The sequence below is a fragment of the Providencia sp. PROV182 genome, from assembly GCF_028480325.1.
GTDB classification, from domain to species: Bacteria; Pseudomonadota; Gammaproteobacteria; order Enterobacterales; family Enterobacteriaceae; genus Providencia; species Providencia hangzhouensis.
This window is the reverse complement of sequence record NZ_JAMPOL010000029.1, coordinates 59,996-80,552: the sequence shown is the minus strand read 5'-3', so window position 1 is coordinate 80,552 and position 20,557 is coordinate 59,996. Positions and strand designations below refer to the sequence as shown.

Sequence of the window (20,557 nt, the reverse complement as noted above, 5' to 3'; positions counted from 1 at the left end):
ATACTTTACAAGCCAAATGTTTCCCATTACTCCAGTTTCCTGACCAGCACCGACAGTGAAAACCATCGTTTTATCACGTTTCTCAATGCTTATATGCAAGAGGGGCGAGATGCCGTTTCGTCTGTCGATTACCAAGCTCGTAAACCCTTTTTGTTTTTTGGTAAAAACCCACTTCCTACTGATTTTGAGCAACAGGTCGAACAGCTTTTAGCAAAGCTTGATCAGGAGAAAAAACGCAATGCGTAGTCTTGTGAACGGCAGGAAAATTATCTTAAAAAATGATACGACAAATACTGGTGGTACGGTGCTGACAGCTTCTTCTCTCGCCAAGCAAACCCAAGGAGTCGCCTGTGTGGGCGACTCTGTTTATTGTCCTTCATGTAAAAAAACAGGGACTATCGTTGAAGGTGATAGCTTAATGAAAATTAATGGTATCCCTGTTGCGCTAGAAGGTCATAAAGTCGCATGTGGATGTTCTGGGGGCTGTGTGCTTGTTGCTGTAGGCTAAATGTTAATGTGTTTTAACTTGCTCATATAGCTCGCATATCAGTGTCACGTGTTACTGCTTTACTAATGACAAGCAAATATGCTCTAAATATTCACGCTGTAGCTAGGCGACTAGAGAAGATATCTCGGGGAACATACAAATGTACGTGACCCGAGTCGCCGAACGCAGTCAACAGAGCTACAGCGCGAAGAATGACGAGCATTAGGCATTTAAAATTTGGGAGATCTCCACTGCTGATAAATGATACTGCCTTGGACATGCATGCCAAATCGCTAACATACGATTATATTTTTCCCACATTGGCGTTTGTGAGTTAAACCCATGCGTCCCGCTGTCAAAGTGGGTATAACGCCCTTCCGTGTTGACCATAAAACGGACATAGCTCAGATAACGTGCTTCTGTTGCCGCATCAAAGCCCAAAAATTGCACACGGCGGCCATCAATGTCTTCCTTATTAGCCATGTTGCTATAAGAGACTTGCAGCGCATGGTACATTTCCATGATATCAATAACAGTACGGCAGGTATCTTCACTTAAATGACCAAAGTCTCTGTCTAACTCACGCATTTGTAAACCGAAACCACGTTCAATAATGGTTTGTTGTCGGCGATAACGTTCTGCATTATCGGGGTCAAGCATGGTCATCATTTTATATTGATTAGATAAGATCAAGCGTTGTGCGTTAGTCATTTCCATCAGGGTTCTCCCACTAAAAAGTATGGCTTATCTTCGCATTCAACATCAATCATAGACAGTGAAAACATCGCTTTTATTGATCTAAACACTATTTTTGTATTACTTATTGTTAAATCTAGCTTTTAATAGAAATTATCCCTTAGATATCTTCCATAAAGGAACGATCTAGCTGGTTAAATGCACGTTTTAGCAAGTCAGCCAACGCCATATAATCGGGTTGGTGTTCAACCGGTGCCATCGCAATTCCCGCTTCGGTAAATTTATCACGGATCTCATAAAACCAGCTTAGCAAGCTGGATGGCAAAGGCGTCGCCGCACGTTTTCCTAACCACCATAAGCCTTGCATTGGCAAACTACAGGCAAAAAGTGCCGTGGCAATGGCAGGTCCCAATTGCCCACCTAACGCGATTTGCCATGCTAATGTAAAAATTGCAATGGGCGGCATAAAGCGAATACCAAAGCGTACCGCCTTGTTAATACGAATTTCGGGGAATATCGGCGACAGTTTTTTCTCCATAGGAAAAGCCTTCAGATAGCGGTTACCTAATCTAAAGCGCTTAAAAAAACCGGGCGGTGTACTTTGCAATGTACTCATGAAACGTTTCCTATCGACTTCTTAAAAACTGAGGCAATAATTTATAAATTACGCATGGTAAAATGATAGCACATTTAAGGTAACGAAATTATTTCATTACATTTACCTTAAGTTAAGTCAATTTACTAAATATCAGCTATTCTAATAGCAACGTAACCCTGTGCTATAACACTACTTTATACGTCACTTATGATTTTAATCAATCAAAGTCCCTATTTTTAAAAAAAACGTATAAAATATAAAATAATTTTAGTAGAATCTGCCACATTTAGAATTGCTGTTGCATTTGTTATTTTTTAGCTTTATCCATCTTCGATACTGAAGATAGACAACAGTTATATATTGGGGTTGTTGGTCGTTATTTCAACACTAGGTGCAGAGGTTTACTTTTATAACCTTCTGTAGAAAAGAATAGCGCCTGCGTTATCAACCCCTGAAGATCTCACGATCTTTAATTTTTTTCGCCTTTAACATGATATCAATCATGATGTTTCAGGTCATAAATACGCTAGGCTCTAGCGGTATATTTTTATATCTGAGTCTTTTCATGTTTTTAAAAGGCTTCACAACAACAATTAACGATAGGTATTTCCATGTCAAGTAAGCTGGTACTGGTTCTAAACTGCGGTAGCTCCTCACTGAAATTCGCCATCATCGACCCAACTAATGGCGATGAATTTTTATCTGGATTAGCTGAGTGCTTTAACCTCCCGGAAGCCCGTATTAAGTGGAAAATGGATGGTGCTAAGAAAGAAGCGCCTTTAGGTGCTGGTGCAGCGCATAGCGAAGCATTGGATTTCATTGTTAACACTATTCTTGCTGAAAAACCTGAGCTATCAGAGCAAATCACCTCCATCGGTCACCGTATTGTTCATGGTGGTGAGAAATTTACCTCTTCTGTATTAATCACAGATGAAGTGATTGAAGGCATCGAAGCGGCTATTCCATTCGCGCCATTGCATAACCCTGCTCATCTCATCGGTATTGAAGAAGCAAGAAAATCCTTCCCGCATCTGGTCAACAAAAATGTCGCTGTCTTTGATACCGCATTCCATCAGACCATGCCGCAGGAAGCTTATCTGTATGCATTGCCATACGAATTATATTCAGAGCATAGTATTCGCCGTTATGGTGCGCACGGTACAAGCCATTACTATGTTTCCCGTGAAGCTGCGAAAAAACTCAACAAACCTGTTGATGAGTTAAATGTTATCACTTGCCACCTAGGCAATGGTGGTTCTGTTACTGCTATTGTTAACGGTAAATGCGTTGACACTTCAATGGGTTTAACGCCATTAGAAGGTCTGGTAATGGGAACACGTAGTGGTGATATCGACCCTGCAATTATTTTCCATTTACATGATTCTTTAGGTATGAGTGTTGAGCAAATCAACAAGATGCTGACCAAAGAGTCTGGTTTATTAGGTTTAACTGGCGTAACAAGTGACTGCCGCTATGTTGAAGATAACTACGGCACTAAAGAAGACGCAACTCGCGCAATGGATGTTTTCTGCCATCGTTTGGCGAAATACGTTGGTGCATATAGTGCTCTGATGGAAGGCCGCCTTGATGCTATCATCTTCACGGGTGGTATTGGTGAAAACTCAGCGCAAGTTCGTGAAATTACCTTGAAGAAACTGGCTATCCTTGGTTTCGAATATGACCACGAACGTAACTTAGCGGCGCGCTTCGGTAAAGAAGGTTTAATCACTACCGATAACAGCCGCCCAGCACTGGTTATCGCAACCAATGAAGAGTTGGTTATCGCCCAAGATACTGCGCGTTTAACCGCATAAGCAACTTCTACCGCCAGCAACCTGCTGGCGGTATCGTTTTGTCATTAGAGTAACCGAAATAAAGAGGTTCCCGTGTCCCGTACAATTATGTTAATACCTACTGGCACCAGCGTTGGCTTAACTAGCGTTAGCCTAGGTGTCGTTCGCTCAATGGAACAAAAAGGTGTTCAATTAAGCGTTTTCAAACCTATCGCACAGCCACGCGTCTCTGGCAATAAAGACCAAACCACTGAAGTCCTGCGCTCTCATTCAAGTATTACCACCATTGTTGAACCACTAACAATGGAATACGTTGAATCGCTACTGACCTCTTCCAAAAAAGATGTGTTAATGGAAGAAATCGTCGCTCGCTATCATGACCACACAAAAAATGCGGAAGTGATTTTAATTGAAGGTTTAGTGCCAACGCGTAAACATTCATTTGCTCAATCATTAAATTATGAAATTGCCAAAACATTAGGCGCAGAGATTGTTTTCGTCACTGCACCAGGCAACAGTTCAATCACACAAATGCAAGAGCGTTTAGAGTTAGTACGTAACGAATTTGGCGGCCAACGTAATAAAAATATCATCGGCGTTATTATCAATAAGGTGAATGCACCTGTTGATGAACAAGGTCGTACTCGCCCTGACCTATCTGAAATCTTTGATGATTCAACCAAAGCGACTGTGGCTAACCTCGATACTAAGCAACTTTCTGCGCTGAATCTGCCTGTGCTGGCATCCATTCCATGGAACTTTGATTTAATTGCCACCCGTGCAATTGACATGGCAAAACACTTAGGTGCAGAGATTGTTAACGAAGGCGAAATCAAAACTCGTCGTGTTAAATCAGTGACTTTCTGCGCTCGTAGCATTCCGCACATGCTTGAACACTTCCGCCCAGGATCATTATTAGTGACCTCAGCGGATCGCCCTGATGTATTAGTTTCTGCCTCACTAGCGGCAATGAACGGGGTTGAAATCGGTGCAGTTCTACTAACGGGTGGTTACAACATCGATGCGCCTATTCGCCAGCTGTGTGAGCAAGCTTTCGAAACCGGCCTGCCTGTTTTCATGGTGAAAAGCAATACATGGCAAACATCGCTGAATCTACAAAGCTTTAGCTTAGAAGTCCCAGCTGATGACCATGAACGTATTGAAAAAATTCAAAACTATGTGGCTCGTCATATTAGTAGCGATTGGATTGAATCACTGGTTGCTGACTCAGAGCGCCCTAACCGCCTATCACCACCAGCATTCCGTTATCAGTTAACTGAATTAGCACGTAAAGCTGGCAAACGAATCGTTCTTCCTGAAGGCGACGAACCGCGTACAGTTAAAGCTGCATCTATCTGTGCAGAGCGCGGCATTGCAACTTGTGTTCTATTAGGTAACCCAGAAGATATTCGTCGTGTTGCTGCTGCACAAGGTATTGAACTCGGTACTGGTATTGAAATTGTTGACCCAGTTAAAGTACGTGAAGAATACGTTGCTCGCCTCGTTGAATTACGTAAGAGCAAAGGAATGACTGAGGTTGTTGCTCGTGAGCAATTAGAAGATAACGTTGTATTAGGCACATTAATGCTAGAGAAAGGCGAAGTGGATGGCCTAGTTTCTGGTGCTGTTCATACGACGGCAAATACTATCCGTCCACCGTTGCAATTAATTAAAACAGCACCGGGTAGCTCATTAGTTTCTTCTGTGTTCTTTATGTTATTACCAGAACAAGTATTTGTGTACGGTGACTGCGCTATCAACCCAGACCCAACTGCAGAGCAATTATCTGAAATCGCTATCCAATCTGCGGATTCTGCCAAAGCGTTCGGTATCGACCCACGTGTTGCGATGATTTCTTACTCTACAGGCGATTCAGGTGCGGGTAGTGATGTTGAAAAAGTGCGTGAAGCAACGCGTTTAGCACAAGAAAAACGCCCTGATTTAATTATCGATGGTCCATTACAATATGACGCGGCTGTTATGGCGGATGTTGCTAAGTCCAAAGCACCTAATTCACCAGTTGCAGGTAAAGCGACCGTATTTATCTTCCCTGACTTAAATACCGGTAATACCACGTATAAAGCCGTACAACGTTCTGCTGACTTAGTCTCTATTGGTCCAATGCTGCAAGGTATGCGTAAACCAGTCAATGACTTGTCACGCGGTGCATTAGTTGATGACATCGTGTATACCGTTGCGTTAACTGCTATCCAAGCAGTACAAAACGAAAACGCTTAATTCATCTCTTTATGCTAAAAAGCGCTCAACTGAGCGCTTTTTTATTGCCTGATTATTTTTAACTATCTTTTACGCGTAAATAATGAAACCACTACTGCAACAATAATATTCAGAATAAATGCAGCAATACCGATATTCATAAAGCTCAAACTTTCTCCTAACCAAGGGAACAATTGTGCTAAAGAAATTTTCTCTATATAGGTTACCGCAAGGAATAAAACCCCCGCAGAAATTCCACAAATAGCACCCGCAGGTGTCATTGGGTTTTGCTGTTTAAAGCTCATCAGTAAAGCAGGGAAAAACTGCGCGACAATATTGACCCCGAGTAACATAATAGCCACTAAGGTATCATTACTGTGGAAAATAAAATACAAGCTGACCAACGCAACGACAGGTACCATAAAGCGAGCATACACACCAGACTGGCGTTTTTCTTCACTTACTCCCATCGCTTTTTGCACAACTCCCGCTAACATATTAGAAGTGGTTAGCAACAACATCGAACCAGGTACTAATGCGGTTAACATCCCTGCCGCACCAATAAAACCAACCACAATCGGTGAGAAGGTGCTCTTAGATATCTCAAACAGCGATAAATCCACTGCCGCCCCTTCAAGATGTGGAATTTGCAATATGGATGCATAACCAACGAAAAATGCGAATAGCATAATCAAACTGTACGCTGGGATCAGAATACTATTACGTTTCAGTGATTTTTCATCTTTTGCGGTAAACACTGCGGCCATATAATGCGGCCAACAGAAATAGGCAACCACAGATAAGAATATTGTGGAAATATACCAAGGGATATTTAGCCCCGTTTCGGAGAATGTTAAAAAGCTTGGCATCGCCGTATCTATCGCTTTAAACATGTCCCCAAAACTACCGTAATAATGAAGTGGAATATAAATACCGATAAAAACCACCACAATTAAAATCATTAAATCTTTTAGTGCTGATGTCCAAGCTGAGCCATGAATTCCTGAAATCATCACAAATAACGTCACTGCAATAATTCCAATCCAAATGGCAATATCTGCTGGAATTGCGCCATAAGACGCTTGAGAAACAATAATGCCTAATCCTTTAAGCTGTAAAACAAATAAAGGCACCATTGCAGCAATAGATATTAAGCTAATTAATAACCCTAACCCCGGGCTTTGATACTTTTTGGTAAATAACTCAGAAATCGTTCTGACATCATTATCTTTTGCGAATCGCCATACCCTTGGGTGTACCCAGTATAAAAAGATCCCCATAAAAGCATTGACTGCCAAGGTATATAGAATCGCAGGGCCTTTACCATAAGCCCAGCCACTCCCGCCAAGGAAGGTAAACGTGGTATATATTTCCCCCGCACTCAGCAAGAAAACTAACAGTGCGCCATAACTACGACCACCGACAGACCACCCTTCATGGTCCATCGTTTTTCCTTTCTTCGCACGAATAGCAAGATAAATACTAAACAGGAAGAAAACAGTAATAATAATTAGCGCGGAGCTCATGATGTTTCCTTAGTATTTTTATTATCTAATATATTGATTAGTAACATAACTAAGGCTGTAACAATCACCCATGAGACAATCCAGAACATTAAAAATGGCAAGCCCATAACAAAAGGCTCTACTTGGTTGGCATAATAGATACCCACGGTTAACGCTAGGATTGGGAAAATAACTAAATAATGATACCACTTCATATTCCGCCCCTTATTCCACTTGCCCGAAAGAAATCAATTCACGAGGCAAATGACTTAACATTTCCACACCGTCTTCAGTAATCAGAAGCATATCTTCAATCATAATACCGCCAACACCAATCCCGTAATAAGGTGTTTCTAAGCTCATTACCATCCCAGCTCGAAATATTTCTGTGGTCGCAGCGCTCACAAAAGGGGCTTCTTCCAACCCAACGAACACCCCGTCCCCATGGCCTAAGTGCCCACGGTTATAATGGGGCAAACCCGAAGAACGAATGAGTGCCATTGTTTCATTGAAAACATCACTTAATGCTACGCCGGGCGCAACTCGACTTAACATATATTGATGGCCTTTTAAGATAGTTTGATAAATAGCAGCGACTTTTTCATTCGGTTTCCCAACCACAAATGTCCGTGCAATATCAGCACCATAACCTGCCACATCAACGCCACAGTCAAATTTAATTAAATCCCCTTCTTTTGCAGGTTGGTCATCAGGGATCATTTTCGGTGAAAAATCACTGCCCACTGAAATTAAATTGAAGCGGCTATAATTTGTCTCTGGGTATTCCATCACTTTCGCTTTAAAAGCGGCGGTTAATTCCGCTGAAGTACAGCCGACTTTGATCAATTTACTCGCAGCAGCAATACCAGCCTCTGTAATTTGTGCTGATTTTCTGAGATGAGCAATTTCCCACGGGCTTTTAATCATGCGTAATTCATTAAATAGCGGCGAAGAATCAACCAAATTTAATTCAGGAATAACCTTATCCAACCATACTTTACCTGTATGTGTAATTTGGTTTAATTCAATTGCAACCGGTTTACAATAAACTCCCGCTTCTGACAACGCCTCTTTGAGTAAATTGAAAATGGTTTCTATTGGGCTATTAATTGGCCTTGCCTTCACCACTTTGCCATTTTCCGGGTTGTAAGGGTCATCAACATCCACCCAAATTGGAAATGTTTTAATCCTTGCGTTAGGCATTTGAAGTGACAAATTTGCCGCTTCAAATTCATTCATAATAACCAATGATTGAATAGAAGGATCACGAAAAATAACCGCAATCGCCGAACCTGTTTGCCTGAAAGTGTACATAAAGAAGCTCGCAAAACCGGTTAAGTGATAAAAGTTATCACCCACGGTTGCGATTAACGCTTCAATTCCTTCACGCTCCATAATCTCACGGGCTTTATTGGTTACGTTATCAAGGTGTTGTTGTTTCAAAAAAGTATCTTGTTTATCAATTGTCATTTTTATTCTCTCGAAGCGTCATGTATACACCAAGCAGTACATCATATCGCAAACGATAAATGTTAAGATCTGTCACATTATATCTAGTGTAGAAATGAATACATCGTTTAGCTTGCAAGTTTGTTATAACTAATCGTTATATATTAGCTTGAAATTAACTTTGCTAGAGATTTGATTTTGGGAGAAATAAAGTAAAGGACTAAATAAAATAGCCCTTTAACAATTTTAATCTGATCAACTATGAGTTTTCAGCACAAGTGATGGTTTTTTCTAACTCATTATTCCGAGTCAACCATAAAGAAAGCGCTTTAAGTGAATCCGGCGTAAATTCGTCACAGCGTGCGCTGATCTCTTTAGGGGTCAACCAACTGACCTCAACAACTTCAGATTCTTGTAAAGCAAATGGACCATGGCTCACACAGCTAAACAAACCACCCCATACACGACAATGCGCATCTTCAAAGTAAAAATGGCCATGTTCAGCAAAAGGAACGCCAGCAATACCTAGCTCTTCTTCAGCTTCACGCTTTGCAGAATCAAGAATGTTTTCACCTTGCGTAACCACTCCTCCAGCTGTTGCATCGAGGAAACCGGGGTGAAAATCTTTAATGTCTGTGCGTCGTTGAACCAATATTTTGCCCATTCCGTCATGAACAACAATGTAAGTTGCACGATGACGTAGGTTTTCTGCTCGCATTTGGCTACGTGTTGCCTGAGCAATCACAGTATTGTCTTCATCAACAATATCGACCCATTCAACAACTTCGGTTTGTTGTTCCATCCTGTAAACCTTTTATTTTTAAGCTAAAACTGCTTATATCATTAGACTGATTATTATTGTATGCCTGACAATACCAATCTGCATTGATCCGCACCTATGAAAATGATCCTAGCTGAATTTGTGATTGGTTGCCATCATAAAAAGCACTTCTTATTACAGTGATAATGAAACCGAATTTTTTAAAGGCAGGCTAAGCAAATCATACAAATTGTGTTCACAAATGCTATAGTTAAATCATAACGCTGTAGTTTGTTACTGATCTCAGGGATATCCCCTAAATAGTTCAAATTGCAGCTAGGCGCCAAGAGATGGCAGCCTTAGGAGCATACACAAGTATGTGACTAAGGTGACAGAACGTAAGCAACAACGCTGCGGTTTGAAATATGACGGGGATGGCGATGAAGATACTCATAACAGGCGGCACCGGGCTAATCGGAACACCACTAATCCAAAAACTGATTTCTCTTGAGCATCAGGTTACTGTATTAAGCCGCTCTCCACAAAAAGTTTATAGCCAGTTTTGCAAGGCTGTTGAGTGCTGGACGTCTCTCAATGGTAAAACCCACTTAAATGACTTCGATGCTGTTATTAACCTAGCAGGCGAACCTATTGCTGATAAGCGCTGGACAGAGGAACAAAAAAAGTTACTGTGTGATAGCCGTTGGAAGTTAACTCAGCAGCTTAGTGAGTTAATCACAGCCAGTGAAACCCCTCCCCGGGTATTTTTATCGGGCTCTGCTGTCGGCTATTATGGCAATCAGGGCCAATCGGTCGTTACCGAAGACGAACAGCCCCATGATGAATTTACTCACCAGCTCACACAGCATTGGGAAGCTTTAGCCGCTAATGCACAGTCAGAAAAAACTCGCGTTTGTTTATTACGCACTGGCCTTGTGTTATCAGCGAATGGCGGTTTACTTGCCAAAATTCTCCCTATTTTTAAAATGGGTGCAGGTGGGCCAATTGGTGACGGGAAACAATACATGCCGTGGATACATATCAACGATATGGTTCGTGCAATTTGTTTTTTATTAGATAACCCAACGCTTTCTGGCCCCTTTAATATGACCTCACCTTATCCAGTCCATAATGACCTATTTTCCGCCACGTTAGGTGAAGTTATTAATCGCCCTTCATTTGTACGAACGCCCGCTTTTGTGATTAAGGCCATCATGGGGGAATCCGCAGCGCTGGTATTGGGTGGCCAACAGGCGATCCCCAAACGGTTAGAAGAGGCAGGCTTTCAATTTGAACATATCGAGTTAAAAGAAGCGCTAACTGACTTACTTATTCCACATACTGATGAGTAAGGGTTATTTCCCCCCCTGCCAACGATGAAATAGGTCTTGTTCCAGTTCGATATCAAACTGATCAAGGATACGATTAACTGTTTGGTCAATAATATCTTGAATAGTTTCAGGCTGGTGATAAAACGCAGGCATGGGAGGCATAATCACGGCTCCCATCTCCGCCGCTTGCACCATCAAACGTAAATGGCCGACGTGCAATGGCGTTTCGCGTACACCTAACACCAATTTTTTACCTTCTTTAAGCACTACGTCCGCCGCCCTAGTGACCAACGTATCAGTATAACTGTGAACAATACCTGATAACGTTTTCATGGTGCAGGGCATGATCACCATCCCAGCAGTACGGAACGAACCGGAAGAAATCGCTGCAGCAATATCACGACTGTCATAGTTATGGTCGGCTAACTGTTGAACGTCTTTCACCGTGTAAGTTGTTTCAAGTGCTAATGTTTGACGGGCGGCCGCACTCATCACCAAATGGGTTTCTACACCTTTGAGCGGTTTCAACACTTCAAGCAAGCGGACACCATAAATAGCCCCACTCGCGCCAGTTAACCCAATGATAAGTTTCTTCATTTCCCTACCTAACCACCCTAGCAAACGATAATTGAGCATTATATACGAAATACGCCACGGTTGCAGATGCAAAGAAAGCATTAAAATTAATTAAATAGGCGACTAATAACTCACTCATTATTTTAGCCTGTAGCCAACAACGCTACAGGTTAAAAGGCAAAAAGGATTTCTGGGTCAGCCGCAATCCCAATTATACACCACACGACTAAAATCACGTTTTTTCAGGTCATCTGGGTGAATAAAGAAATTACCGACTCCCATATCTCCCCACATGATCCCTATTTCATAATCGGTATTTATTTGTAGAAGCAATTCATATTGTTGAATATTTTCTTCGTATTCTCTTGGGTCGGTTTGAGTGAAAAACGGATAGCCGCCGATGCAGTGTGCCCCTGATTCAAACGTATCACTGTAGGGCTCAACCCATTCATCGTAAAAATCTTCCCCTTCAAATTGCTCTTCATAATCATAGAGGTTGTCGACCCCTAATATTTTCTGGCCAAATTGGAAATCATCGATGCTGATGTACTGCTCCGCAGGCGTATATTCAATACTGTATTGATGGTCTATGGGGGTATAGTAGTCATCAGAATGGGCAGCAATCACCGCAGAAAAATCTTGGGTTAATTGCTGAGTATCTTCAATAACCTCTTCCCAATAAATAATACGGAAATCTTCTTGTTTTTGTCGCTGCTCAAAATCAGCCCCATATAAATCATCACCACCAATAAAAAACTGTAAAATCCCCTTTTCAGGGTAATTTTCTAATTTAGGCATTTGTGCAAAATTAATTTGGGCAAGTAACTTGAGTGGCGTTCCTTCGCTATTCGTCGGGTATTTTTCATTTAGTGGCAAATACGGCATTCCCCCAACACGACTATCCCATAAAACATAGTCTTCAATAGGGGTTAACGTCATTTCAACAAGCGGTTTTTTAGTGGCTTTGATTTTATCTGCGAAAGGTTTAATCACATCAGGGAGGGAGTTGAAATCAGCCATATATCGCTCCAAATAGGCAGTTAATGTCCCTCTAGCTTACTCGATTTTTACGTATTTTAAATCAGATATAACTGTAACTTAGACCTTCATTTGACGTCATAGTTTTCTTGATATTTTAGGCTACAGATTAAAGATGGGAAAAATCAGAATCACTGTGGATTTTCTATATAGTTAGGGTTACAGCTAGGCGGCTAGCAAAGAGACCCTAGGAGCGTAGAAAACTACGTGACTAGGGCGAATTTGTGAAGCCAACAACGCTGTAGCCCAAACTATGACGAAAATTGACGAAAATTTAGCCTTCGTTATAAATCTCTAGGTCTTCAACCTCACTCTGATCCTTCAACTTTAACTCATCGTCTTTTCGTAAGTTTTCTAGGTAGTCTAAATAACTTTGGTCGATATCTTTGGTCACATAAATGCCATCAAACACGGAACACTCAAATTCTGTAATTTCAGGGTTTTCTTCACGCACCGCGTCGACTAAATCCGTTAAATCTTGGAAAATTAGCCCATCTGCGCCGATAAGTTTGCGAATTTCATCCACTTCGCGCCCGTGTGCAATCAATTCATTTGCATTTGGCATATCAATGCCATATACGTTTGGGAAACGCACTTCGGGTGCCGCTGAGGCAAAGTAAACATTTTTTGCTCCGGCTTCACGCGCAAGCTCAACAATTTGCTCCGATGTTGTTCCGCGTACAATGGAGTCGTCAATAAGTAAGACGTTTTTATCACGAAACTCCGCACGGTTCGCATTAAGCTTACGGCGCACCGATTTACGACGTTCTTGCTGACCAGGCATGATAAATGTACGGCCAACATAACGGTTTTTAACAAAACCTTGGCGGTATGGTTTATCAAGAATATGCGCGATTTCTAAAGCAATATCACACGATGTTTCTGGAATAGGAATTACCACATCGATGTTTAAGTCTTCCCATTCGCGAGCAATTTTAGCTCCCAGTTTTTGCCCCATACGTAACCTTGCGTTATACACAGACACTTTATCAATAAAAGAGTCTTGGCGAGCAAAATAGACATACTCAAAAATACATGGGGTTAATTGTGGGTTATCAGAACATTGGCGTGTAAATAATTGGCCTTTTTCTGTCACATATACCGCTTCGCCAGGCGCCACATCGCGTAAAAACTCGAAACCTAAAGTATCAAGCGCAACACTTTCAGAAGCGACCATATATTCATGTTCACCACTTTCAGTAATGCGGCGCCCTAATACTAACGGACGAATACCGTGAGGATCACGGAAGGCTAACATGCCATGGCCAATAATTAATGCCACACAAGCATACGCACCGCGTAATTTTTTGTGCATCGCGGACACAGCACTGAAAACATTGTCTGGCTCGAGAGGGAAATGATCAAACCTGTCCAGCTCATGGGCTAATACGTTCAGTAATATTTCAGAATCAGAAGTGGTGTTAACATGGCGGCGCGCTGTTTCAAATAAACTCCGAGTGAGTTCATGAGCGTTTGTCAGATTACCATTATGCGCAAGTGTAATACCAAAAGGTGAGTTTACGTAGAAAGGTTGCGCCTCGGAAGCACTTGAGCTACCTGCCGTTGGGTAACGGACGTGCCCTAACCCCATGCAGCCCTGTAATCTCAGCATATGACGTGTTTCAAACACATCTTTAACAAGGCCATTTGCTTTGCGTAAACGAATGTTGTTTTTGCCATCAATAGTGGCAATACCTGCTGCATCTTGCCCACGATGTTGAAGCACCGTGAGAGCATCATAAATTGATTGGTTTACCGGTGTAACACCGGCGATACCGACAATACCGCACATTTAGTCTTTCCTCATCAGCCAGACGGAGAAATGTTCTCCGGTAGGAAACTTGACGCATTTTGCAGGTAGTCAAAAAACCACCTGATTATATGACTGAACTGCGGAATAAGTTCCGAACGCTGCCAGTCCTCACTTTGAGGTAATGGTGTAAAGGTATCGAGAAAAAACAGCAATGCCGAAACAATCAATACACCACGCAACGCACCGAAGCAGATCCCCAGAACACGATCTGTGCCTGACAACCCCGTTTTTTGTACTAATGAGCTAATCACATAGTTTACGACTGCGCCAACAATCAAAGTGGCAATAAACAGTGCGGCGATAGCAATGCCATTTCTAACCAGCACATCCTCAAAGCGAGTAAAATAGTCAGCTAAATAAGGATAAAACGTACTTGCAACAAAAAAAGCACAGCCCCATGTAACCAGTGAGAGCGCCTCTCGTACAAACCCACGGATCAAGCTAACTAATGCCGAGAAGCCAATAATGGCGATAATTGTGTAATCTATCCAGACCATATTCCATTCCAAAATTCGCACTCGCGACATCAGCGAAGTGCATTCTAACAGAAAACGAAAACGTTTGCGTAACCATTTTTCTATCAAATTAAAAAAAATAGCGGCGAAAAGAAAAAATCATAATCGCCGCAGTAAGTTACTAAATCCCCTTACCTTTTAGGGATTATTTAAATTCTATTTTAAGGTTTATAGCTTTGAATTATCCCTTTTGTTCCCGTAATCCTATTCAGTTCTGGTAAAGCCGCTTCTAGCCTTTGCCTTGAGGCCTCAGGCCCTACGTAAATCCGCGTGAGTTTATTATTCACTGGTTTTGCAGGAACAGTATAAACTTGGTAACCAGACAACCTGAGCTGTGCGACTATCTCCTCAACTTTACTCGCATTGTTCAATGCGATGACTTGCACCACAAATGCTTTGCCTTGTGGCTGAGATTTCGGCTCGGGCTTAGGTTCAGGTTTCGGTTGTGGCTTCGGCTCAACTTTAGGCTCAGGCTTCGGTTCTGGCTTTGTGGGTTCAACTACGCTTGGTGCGGGAGTTGTCGTCGATGGCCGTGTTTCAACCTGTTCGTTTTGCTGCTGCGTAATCGCTTCTGATAACATGGCTTCAGAAGCCCCTTCTGAAGAAGCTGTTGTTGTCGTACTTACAATAGGCGCTATTGCCTCAATGTCTTCTTCATCACCTGGTTTAGGGATAATAGGAATGGCCGCAAATTCATTTTCATTGTATTTCTTATCGCCATCAAGCAGAGCAGGAAGCACAATGACCCCCACTGCAACAAGCACAATGGCGCCAGCAAGTCGATTCTGAAATTTACTAGCCACCGGCACTATCCTTCTTGATTTTCCAATAACATCATAACGTGAGCGACGGTATGAAATGACCCGCACACCACAATCACATCTTGCTCATTAGCATCGACGCAAGCTTGCTGCCACGCTTTTTCTACGCTTTCAAACTGGTTAGCTGTGGGTAAATATTGACTAAGTTGGGCCACATCTGCTCCCCTAAACTCAGTTAATGGCGCAAGGTACCAGTCGGTGACTTGTTGTGATAAACACTCAAGCGTCCCTTTGATATCTTTATCGCCTAGCATCCCTACCACCGCGAGAATGCGACGGTTTTTAGTTTCCGGTAAGGCCACTAATTTACTGACTAAGTACCCTGCGGCATGGGGGTTATGCGCTACATCCAATATCATTAACGGTTTTTCACCAATAATTTGGAAGCGCCCCGGTAATTGAGCAGATTTCAAACCTTGATGAATAGCGGACTCAGTCACTTTTTGGGCAATATCAGCATCAATTTCCAATAAGCAACTCACCACACCCAGCGCTGTTGCTGCATTCGCTAAAGGTACATTGGGTAACGGTAAATCATGCCATTCACGCTGTGAACTTTTCCATGACCAGCTATTTGCTTGCTCACTGTATTGCCAATCCGTACCACGGCGAAATAGCTGTGTACCTAGCTGCTCAGCCACTTGGGCAATTGAAGCTGGCATGTCCGGTTCACCGACCACTCCATAGTGATTTTTGCGGAAAATACCGGCTTTTTCATAACCAATATGTTCACGGTCTGCACCTAACCAATCTGTATGGTCTAAGGCAATACTGGTGATCGCCGCAATATCCGCATCAACGACATTGGTCGCATCTAACCGACCGCCTAAACCGACTTCTAAAATCACAATATCGAGTTTAGCTTGCTTAAATAATTGTAACGCCGCCAAGGTGCCGTATTCAAAATAGGTGAGAGAAATATCTGCACGTTGTGCTTCAATTGTGGCAAATGCTTCACAGAAATCAGACTCAGGGAGCTCTTGGCCTTGAATACGAACGCGTTCGGTATAACGAATAAGGTGCGGTGAACTGTAAACCCCAACTTTTAACCCAGATGCCATAAAAATAGACTCTAGCGTATGGCAAGTTGTCCCTTTTCCGTTGGTCCCAGTGACAGTGATAACTTTAGGTGCAGGTTGCGTTAGGTTCATTTTCCTAGCAACTTGACCGACTCGCTCCAACCCCATATCAATATTTTGACTATGTAAGTCGGTGAGATAAGAAAGCCAAGCCTCCAATGGAGACTTGGCATTAGGAATGATTAGATTACTCATCATCTTTTTTATGCTTTTCAGAATCCTTTTTTGGCTCTTGGGCATCAAGTTCATCAACGGCGTTAATGTCGATTTCAACCGTTTCCGCTACGATGATAGGCGTGTCATTAAAGCTTGGTTTATTGGTTAACATCGCTAACACTTCAGCTAAGCGATCACGCATCTCAGGGCGGCGAACTATCATATCAATCGCGCCTTTCTCAAGTAAGAATTCACTGCGTTGGAAACCTTGCGGTAACTTTTCGCGAACAGTTTGTTCGATAACACGTGGCCCTGCGAAACCAATTAATGCTTTCGGCTCTGCCACATTAATATCCCCTAACATCGCTAAACTTGCAGACACCCCACCCATGGTTGGGTCGGTCAATACAGAGATGTAAGGTAAACCACGTTCTTGCAATTTTGCCAAAGCTGCACTGGTTTTTGCCATCTGCATCAATGATAACAGCGCTTCTTGCATACGCGCACCGCCACTTGAAGAGAAACAAACCAACGGGCAGTTATCTTCCAGAGCTTGCTCCACTGCACGCACGAAACGCGCGCCAACAACAGAGGCCATTGAACCGCCCATAAAAGCGAACTCAAACGCCGCAGCCACCACAGGCATACCTTTCAACGTGCCTTTCATCACGATGATCGCGTCTTTTTCACCTGTTTCTTTTTGCGCAGCAGCAATACGGTCTTTATATTTTTTTGAATCTTTGAACTTAAGAATATCTTTTGGCTCAAGTTCACTGCCCAATTCCGTTGTTGAGTTTTCATCAAGGAAGGTTTCTAAGCGCTGACGTGCGTGAATTCGCATATGGTGGTCACATTTTGGACACACGGATAAATTACGCTCTAATTCAGCACCATATAATACTTGCCCGCAGCTATCGCATTTGGTCCAAACCCCTTCAGGGATATTGGCTTTGTGTGATTGGGTCAAGTTACCTTTCTTTAAAATTTTTTCAATCCAGCTCATTAATGGACCTTTTTGTCTGATTCACTCTGGTTATCACCAGTATGTAATTTTTTGCCATTAAACCACAATGATATCTCACTGTAGATAAAAACTTGTTAAACCACCTTACTAAACCGCTTAGTGGTTATCGATTTTTTGCGCTGCCGCACGCTTTTCTTTCGCAGCTATTCGACGATGACGAATAATTTCAACAACACCCGGAAGAATTGAAACAAAGATAATCGCGACTATCAGTAATTTCAAATTCTTTTGTACGAACGGTAATTCACCAAAGAAATAACCCGCATAAGTGAATAATAATACCCAAATAAACGCGCCCGTCACATTATAAAAAGCAAAGTGACGATAAGACATTTTCCCCATTCCTGCAACGAATGGTGCAAAAGTTCTGACTATCGGCACAAAGCGTGCCAGTATAATCGCTTTACCGCCATGTTTTTCATAAAAAGCATGAGTTTTATCTAAATAAACACGACGAAAAATCTTCGAGTCTGGATTTCTGAATAATTTCTCACCAAAAATACGCCCAATTGCGTAGTTTACAGCATCACCAATAATCGCTGCCGTAATCATTAAAGCGACCATTAAATGGACATTCAGGTCATTACTGTCTAATGACGAAATCGCACCCGCAACGAATAATAACGAATCTCCAGGTAAAAATGGTGTGACCACTAACCCTGTTTCACAAAATAGGATCAGAAATAGGATACCATAGACCCATGTACCATAATCTCTGACCAGTTCAGCAAGATGGACATCGATGTGTAAAATAAAGTCGATAATAAAAGTGATAAATTCCATAAAATCCTCATTGATAATAGCATCCATGCTATTTACAAAAATTATGAGATAAATAAAAATTCGCTTTACATCAGTTCATCTGCCAGAAAAAGCGGCCCCATCACATTCTGAGGTAACTCAAATTTATCTGGGTAATCGACACTCACTAAATACAACCCTTCCGCTTTTGCGGTTGCAGCTGCCTTGGTACGGTCTTTTAACTCAAGAAGATGCGCCATCCAATCAATGTTTTGATTGCCACAACCAATCTCCAACAGACTTCCGACAATATTTCTCACCATATGGTGAACAAACGCATTGGCTTTGATATCTACCACCACATAATGACCGTGGCGACTGACATTCACATGCATCACATTACGCCATGGCGACTTCGACTGACACTGGACTGCTCTGAATGAGGTAAAATCACGCTCACCCAATAGCGCCTGTGCCGCTTCATGCATTCTTTTTTCATCGAGTGGATAATGAAAGTGCGTTACGCCACTCGATAAAATTGCTGGCCGATAACGGTGATTAAAAATCACGTAGCGATATCGACGCGCTGTTGCACTAAAGCGTGCATGAAACTCCTCGGCCACCGGTTTACACCAGCGGACAGCAATATCAGAGGGCAAATGCGTATTCGCCCCCATAGTCCAAGCCGCTTCTTTGCGGATGGCAGAGGTTTCGAAATGCACCACTTGCCCTGTAGCATGAACGCCTGCATCTGTGCGCCCTGCGCAAAACACGCTAATTGGCTCCGCTGCAATTTTTGACAAGGCTTCTTCTAAACAACCTTGAACACTTTTCACTTCTTGCTGACGCTGCCAACCAAAATAACGACTGCCGTTGTATTCAATACCTAATGCGATTCGATACAACTGTGTAGGCTCAGACATTAGTAAAACAGCTCCTGAGCCAGTTTTTCTGCTGTTTCTACCGCCATCAGTGCCCCACCGAAACGCACGTTATCAGCCACTGACCAAAATTGTAAAATTTCAGGTATACCATAGTCATTACGTACACAACCAATGCTTAATTGGTCATTACCTGACGCTTCAGTCACCTGTGTAGGATAATCACCCTCTTCTGAGACCTGAATATCTTCAAAACGTTCAAGTTCTTCGTTCGCTTCTTCTGCACTCATTGGGCGCAAAGTTTCTAAATGAACGACTTGCGCATTCCCATAAAAAACAGGAGATTGAATAAAACTCACCGCCACTGGTAAGCCATCATCTTGCAGCACCTTACGCACTTGCTCAACCAAACGACGTTCGTGAACGACACTGCCTTCCATATCCGCCAGTAATGGCAACATATTGAACGCTAATTGCTTACTAAAACGGCCTTCTTCCGCAGGGATACCATTTAATAAACGCGCACTTTGCCCTGCCAGCTCGTCTACGGCGGCTTTACCATAACTAGAAACCGACAACATATTTGTTAAAGTAATACGCCCCACCCCTGCCGCATCCACCAGCGGTTTAATTGCCGTTAATAATTGACTCACAGAGCTGTCCGCCAATGAAATAATATTACGGTTGCGGTAATCGGCTAAGACTTGCGGATTCACATTCGGAACAACCAGTGGCACATCCGGTTCTTGAGCAAATACGCCACTCGTATCGATGACAATGCACCCTTCTTGTGCCGCTAATTCGGCATATTGTAGGCTGACACCTTCATTGGCTGCAAAAAAGGCAATTTGTGCCTGTGACCAATCAAAGTCGGTCACATTTTCAACTTGAATACTTTTACCATTAAAGCGTACGCTCTCCCCTGCACTACGCTCACTGGCAAGTAAATATAATTCGCCGACTGGGAATTCTCTTTCTTGTAACAGTGAAATAATAGCTTCACCTACAGCACCGGTTGCGCCTAATACTGCAATATTCCAACCTTCAGTCATGGCTATTCCTCTAAAAAATAAAAAA

General features: G+C 42.5%; 20 protein-coding genes and 1 pseudogene. 5 read left to right on the top strand and 16 right to left on the bottom strand.

From position 1 onward, the window contains the following. Window positions 1-246, top strand: a pseudogene (locus tag PR834_RS19195) (hypothetical protein); the annotation flags it as partial. Then, a complete protein-coding gene (locus tag PR834_RS19190) occupies window positions 239-508 on the top strand; it encodes a PAAR domain-containing protein (protein WP_094961045.1) in 270 nt (89 codons plus the stop codon). The pseudogene PR834_RS19195 and the gene PR834_RS19190, both read left to right, overlap by 8 nt. Window positions 509-709: 201 nt before the next feature. On the opposite strand, the gene PR834_RS19185 is transcribed toward PR834_RS19190, so the two are convergent. Together PR834_RS19185 and yfbV are read right to left on the bottom strand one after the other, a co-directional pair. Then, entirely contained in the window at window positions 710-1,204 is a 495-nt protein-coding gene (locus tag PR834_RS19185) for a YfbU family protein (protein WP_004257356.1), read from the bottom strand. A 139-nt stretch (window positions 1,205-1,343) separates the two neighbouring features. Then, window positions 1,344-1,799 (bottom strand): terminus macrodomain insulation protein YfbV, encoded by a 456-nt coding sequence (gene yfbV, locus PR834_RS19180; RefSeq protein ID WP_004257353.1) that lies wholly within the window; start codon window positions 1,797-1,799, stop codon window positions 1,344-1,346. A gap of 593 nt (window positions 1,800-2,392) precedes the next feature. Between yfbV and ackA the strand changes: the two genes are divergently transcribed. Next, window positions 2,393-3,595: an acetate kinase gene (gene ackA, locus PR834_RS19175; protein ID WP_004257349.1), complete on the top strand. Its 1,203-nt coding sequence runs from the start codon at window positions 2,393-2,395 to the stop codon at window positions 3,593-3,595. An 87-nt stretch (window positions 3,596-3,682) separates the two neighbouring features. Beyond that, a complete protein-coding gene (pta, locus tag PR834_RS19170) occupies window positions 3,683-5,812 on the top strand; it encodes a phosphate acetyltransferase (RefSeq protein WP_153673987.1) in 2,130 nt (709 codons plus the stop codon). Window positions 5,813-5,874: 62 nt separating this feature from the next. Here pta and PR834_RS19165 read toward each other — a convergent pair whose 3' ends face one another. The 4 genes from PR834_RS19165 to yfcD all read right to left on the bottom strand — a co-directional run bounded on the left by PR834_RS19165 (window position 5,875) and on the right by yfcD (window position 9,547). Continuing rightward, window positions 5,875-7,317, bottom strand: coding sequence for a sodium:solute symporter family protein (locus tag PR834_RS19165; protein ID WP_144141278.1), 1,443 nt, complete (start codon window positions 7,315-7,317; stop codon window positions 5,875-5,877). Continuing rightward, complete coding sequence (locus PR834_RS19160; RefSeq protein WP_004257337.1) at window positions 7,314-7,511, bottom strand: DUF3311 domain-containing protein; 198 nt, start codon at window positions 7,509-7,511, stop codon at window positions 7,314-7,316. The genes PR834_RS19165 and PR834_RS19160 overlap by 4 nt, the downstream gene beginning before the upstream one ends. 10 nt (window positions 7,512-7,521) lie before the next feature. Continuing rightward, complete coding sequence (locus tag PR834_RS19155) at window positions 7,522-8,766, bottom strand: M24 family metallopeptidase (RefSeq protein ID WP_110591917.1); 1,245 nt, start codon at window positions 8,764-8,766, stop codon at window positions 7,522-7,524. A 238-nt stretch (window positions 8,767-9,004) separates the two neighbouring features. Next, on the bottom strand, window positions 9,005-9,547 hold the full coding sequence (yfcD, locus tag PR834_RS19150; RefSeq protein ID WP_004257328.1) for an NUDIX hydrolase YfcD: 543 nt from the start codon (window positions 9,545-9,547) through the stop codon (window positions 9,005-9,007). Between the two features lie 398 nt (window positions 9,548-9,945). Between yfcD and PR834_RS19145 the strand changes: the two genes are divergently transcribed. Continuing rightward, a complete protein-coding gene (locus PR834_RS19145; protein ID WP_094962708.1) occupies window positions 9,946-10,857 on the top strand; it encodes a TIGR01777 family oxidoreductase in 912 nt (303 codons plus the stop codon). A 3-nt stretch (window positions 10,858-10,860) separates the two neighbouring features. Here the strand turns inward: PR834_RS19145 and PR834_RS19140 are convergent, their stop codons facing one another. The 10 genes from PR834_RS19140 to PR834_RS19095 all read right to left on the bottom strand — a co-directional run bounded on the left by PR834_RS19140 (window position 10,861) and on the right by PR834_RS19095 (window position 20,532). Further along, window positions 10,861-11,433: a UbiX family flavin prenyltransferase gene (locus tag PR834_RS19140; RefSeq protein ID WP_136135026.1), complete on the bottom strand. Its 573-nt coding sequence runs from the start codon at window positions 11,431-11,433 to the stop codon at window positions 10,861-10,863. Window positions 11,434-11,607: 174 nt separating this feature from the next. Next, entirely contained in the window at window positions 11,608-12,432 is an 825-nt protein-coding gene (locus PR834_RS19135; RefSeq protein ID WP_272536867.1) for a YwqG family protein, read from the bottom strand. Between the two features lie 292 nt (window positions 12,433-12,724). Beyond that, the gene (purF, locus tag PR834_RS19130; protein ID WP_004257307.1) at window positions 12,725-14,242 is read right to left on the bottom strand and encodes an amidophosphoribosyltransferase; all 1,518 of its coding nucleotides are present in this window, start codon (window positions 14,240-14,242) and stop codon (window positions 12,725-12,727) included. 14 nt (window positions 14,243-14,256) lie between these two features. Next, complete coding sequence (cvpA, locus tag PR834_RS19125) at window positions 14,257-14,760, bottom strand: colicin V production protein (RefSeq protein WP_004257304.1); 504 nt, start codon at window positions 14,758-14,760, stop codon at window positions 14,257-14,259. A 179-nt stretch (window positions 14,761-14,939) separates the two neighbouring features. Next, window positions 14,940-15,581 (bottom strand): cell division protein DedD, encoded by a 642-nt coding sequence (dedD, locus tag PR834_RS19120; protein ID WP_036957975.1) that lies wholly within the window; start codon window positions 15,579-15,581, stop codon window positions 14,940-14,942. 5 nt (window positions 15,582-15,586) lie between these two features. Then, the gene (gene folC, locus PR834_RS19115; RefSeq protein WP_164565178.1) at window positions 15,587-16,876 is read right to left on the bottom strand and encodes a bifunctional tetrahydrofolate synthase/dihydrofolate synthase; all 1,290 of its coding nucleotides are present in this window, start codon (window positions 16,874-16,876) and stop codon (window positions 15,587-15,589) included. Then, entirely contained in the window at window positions 16,866-17,837 is a 972-nt protein-coding gene (accD, locus tag PR834_RS19110; RefSeq protein WP_004257287.1) for an acetyl-CoA carboxylase, carboxyltransferase subunit beta, read from the bottom strand. Before accD ends, folC begins: the two co-directional genes overlap by 11 nt. 117 nt (window positions 17,838-17,954) lie before the next feature. Then, window positions 17,955-18,641 carry a DedA family protein gene (locus PR834_RS19105; protein ID WP_094962679.1) on the bottom strand — a complete coding sequence of 229 codons (687 nt, stop codon included), beginning with the start codon at window positions 18,639-18,641 and terminating at the stop codon, window positions 17,955-17,957. A gap of 65 nt (window positions 18,642-18,706) precedes the next feature. Then, entirely contained in the window at window positions 18,707-19,522 is an 816-nt protein-coding gene (gene truA, locus PR834_RS19100; RefSeq protein WP_272536866.1) for a tRNA pseudouridine(38-40) synthase TruA, read from the bottom strand. After that, entirely contained in the window at window positions 19,522-20,532 is a 1,011-nt protein-coding gene (locus PR834_RS19095; RefSeq protein WP_096864927.1) for an aspartate-semialdehyde dehydrogenase, read from the bottom strand. The genes truA and PR834_RS19095 overlap by 1 nt, the downstream gene beginning before the upstream one ends. Window positions 20,533-20,557 lie beyond the last annotated feature (25 nt).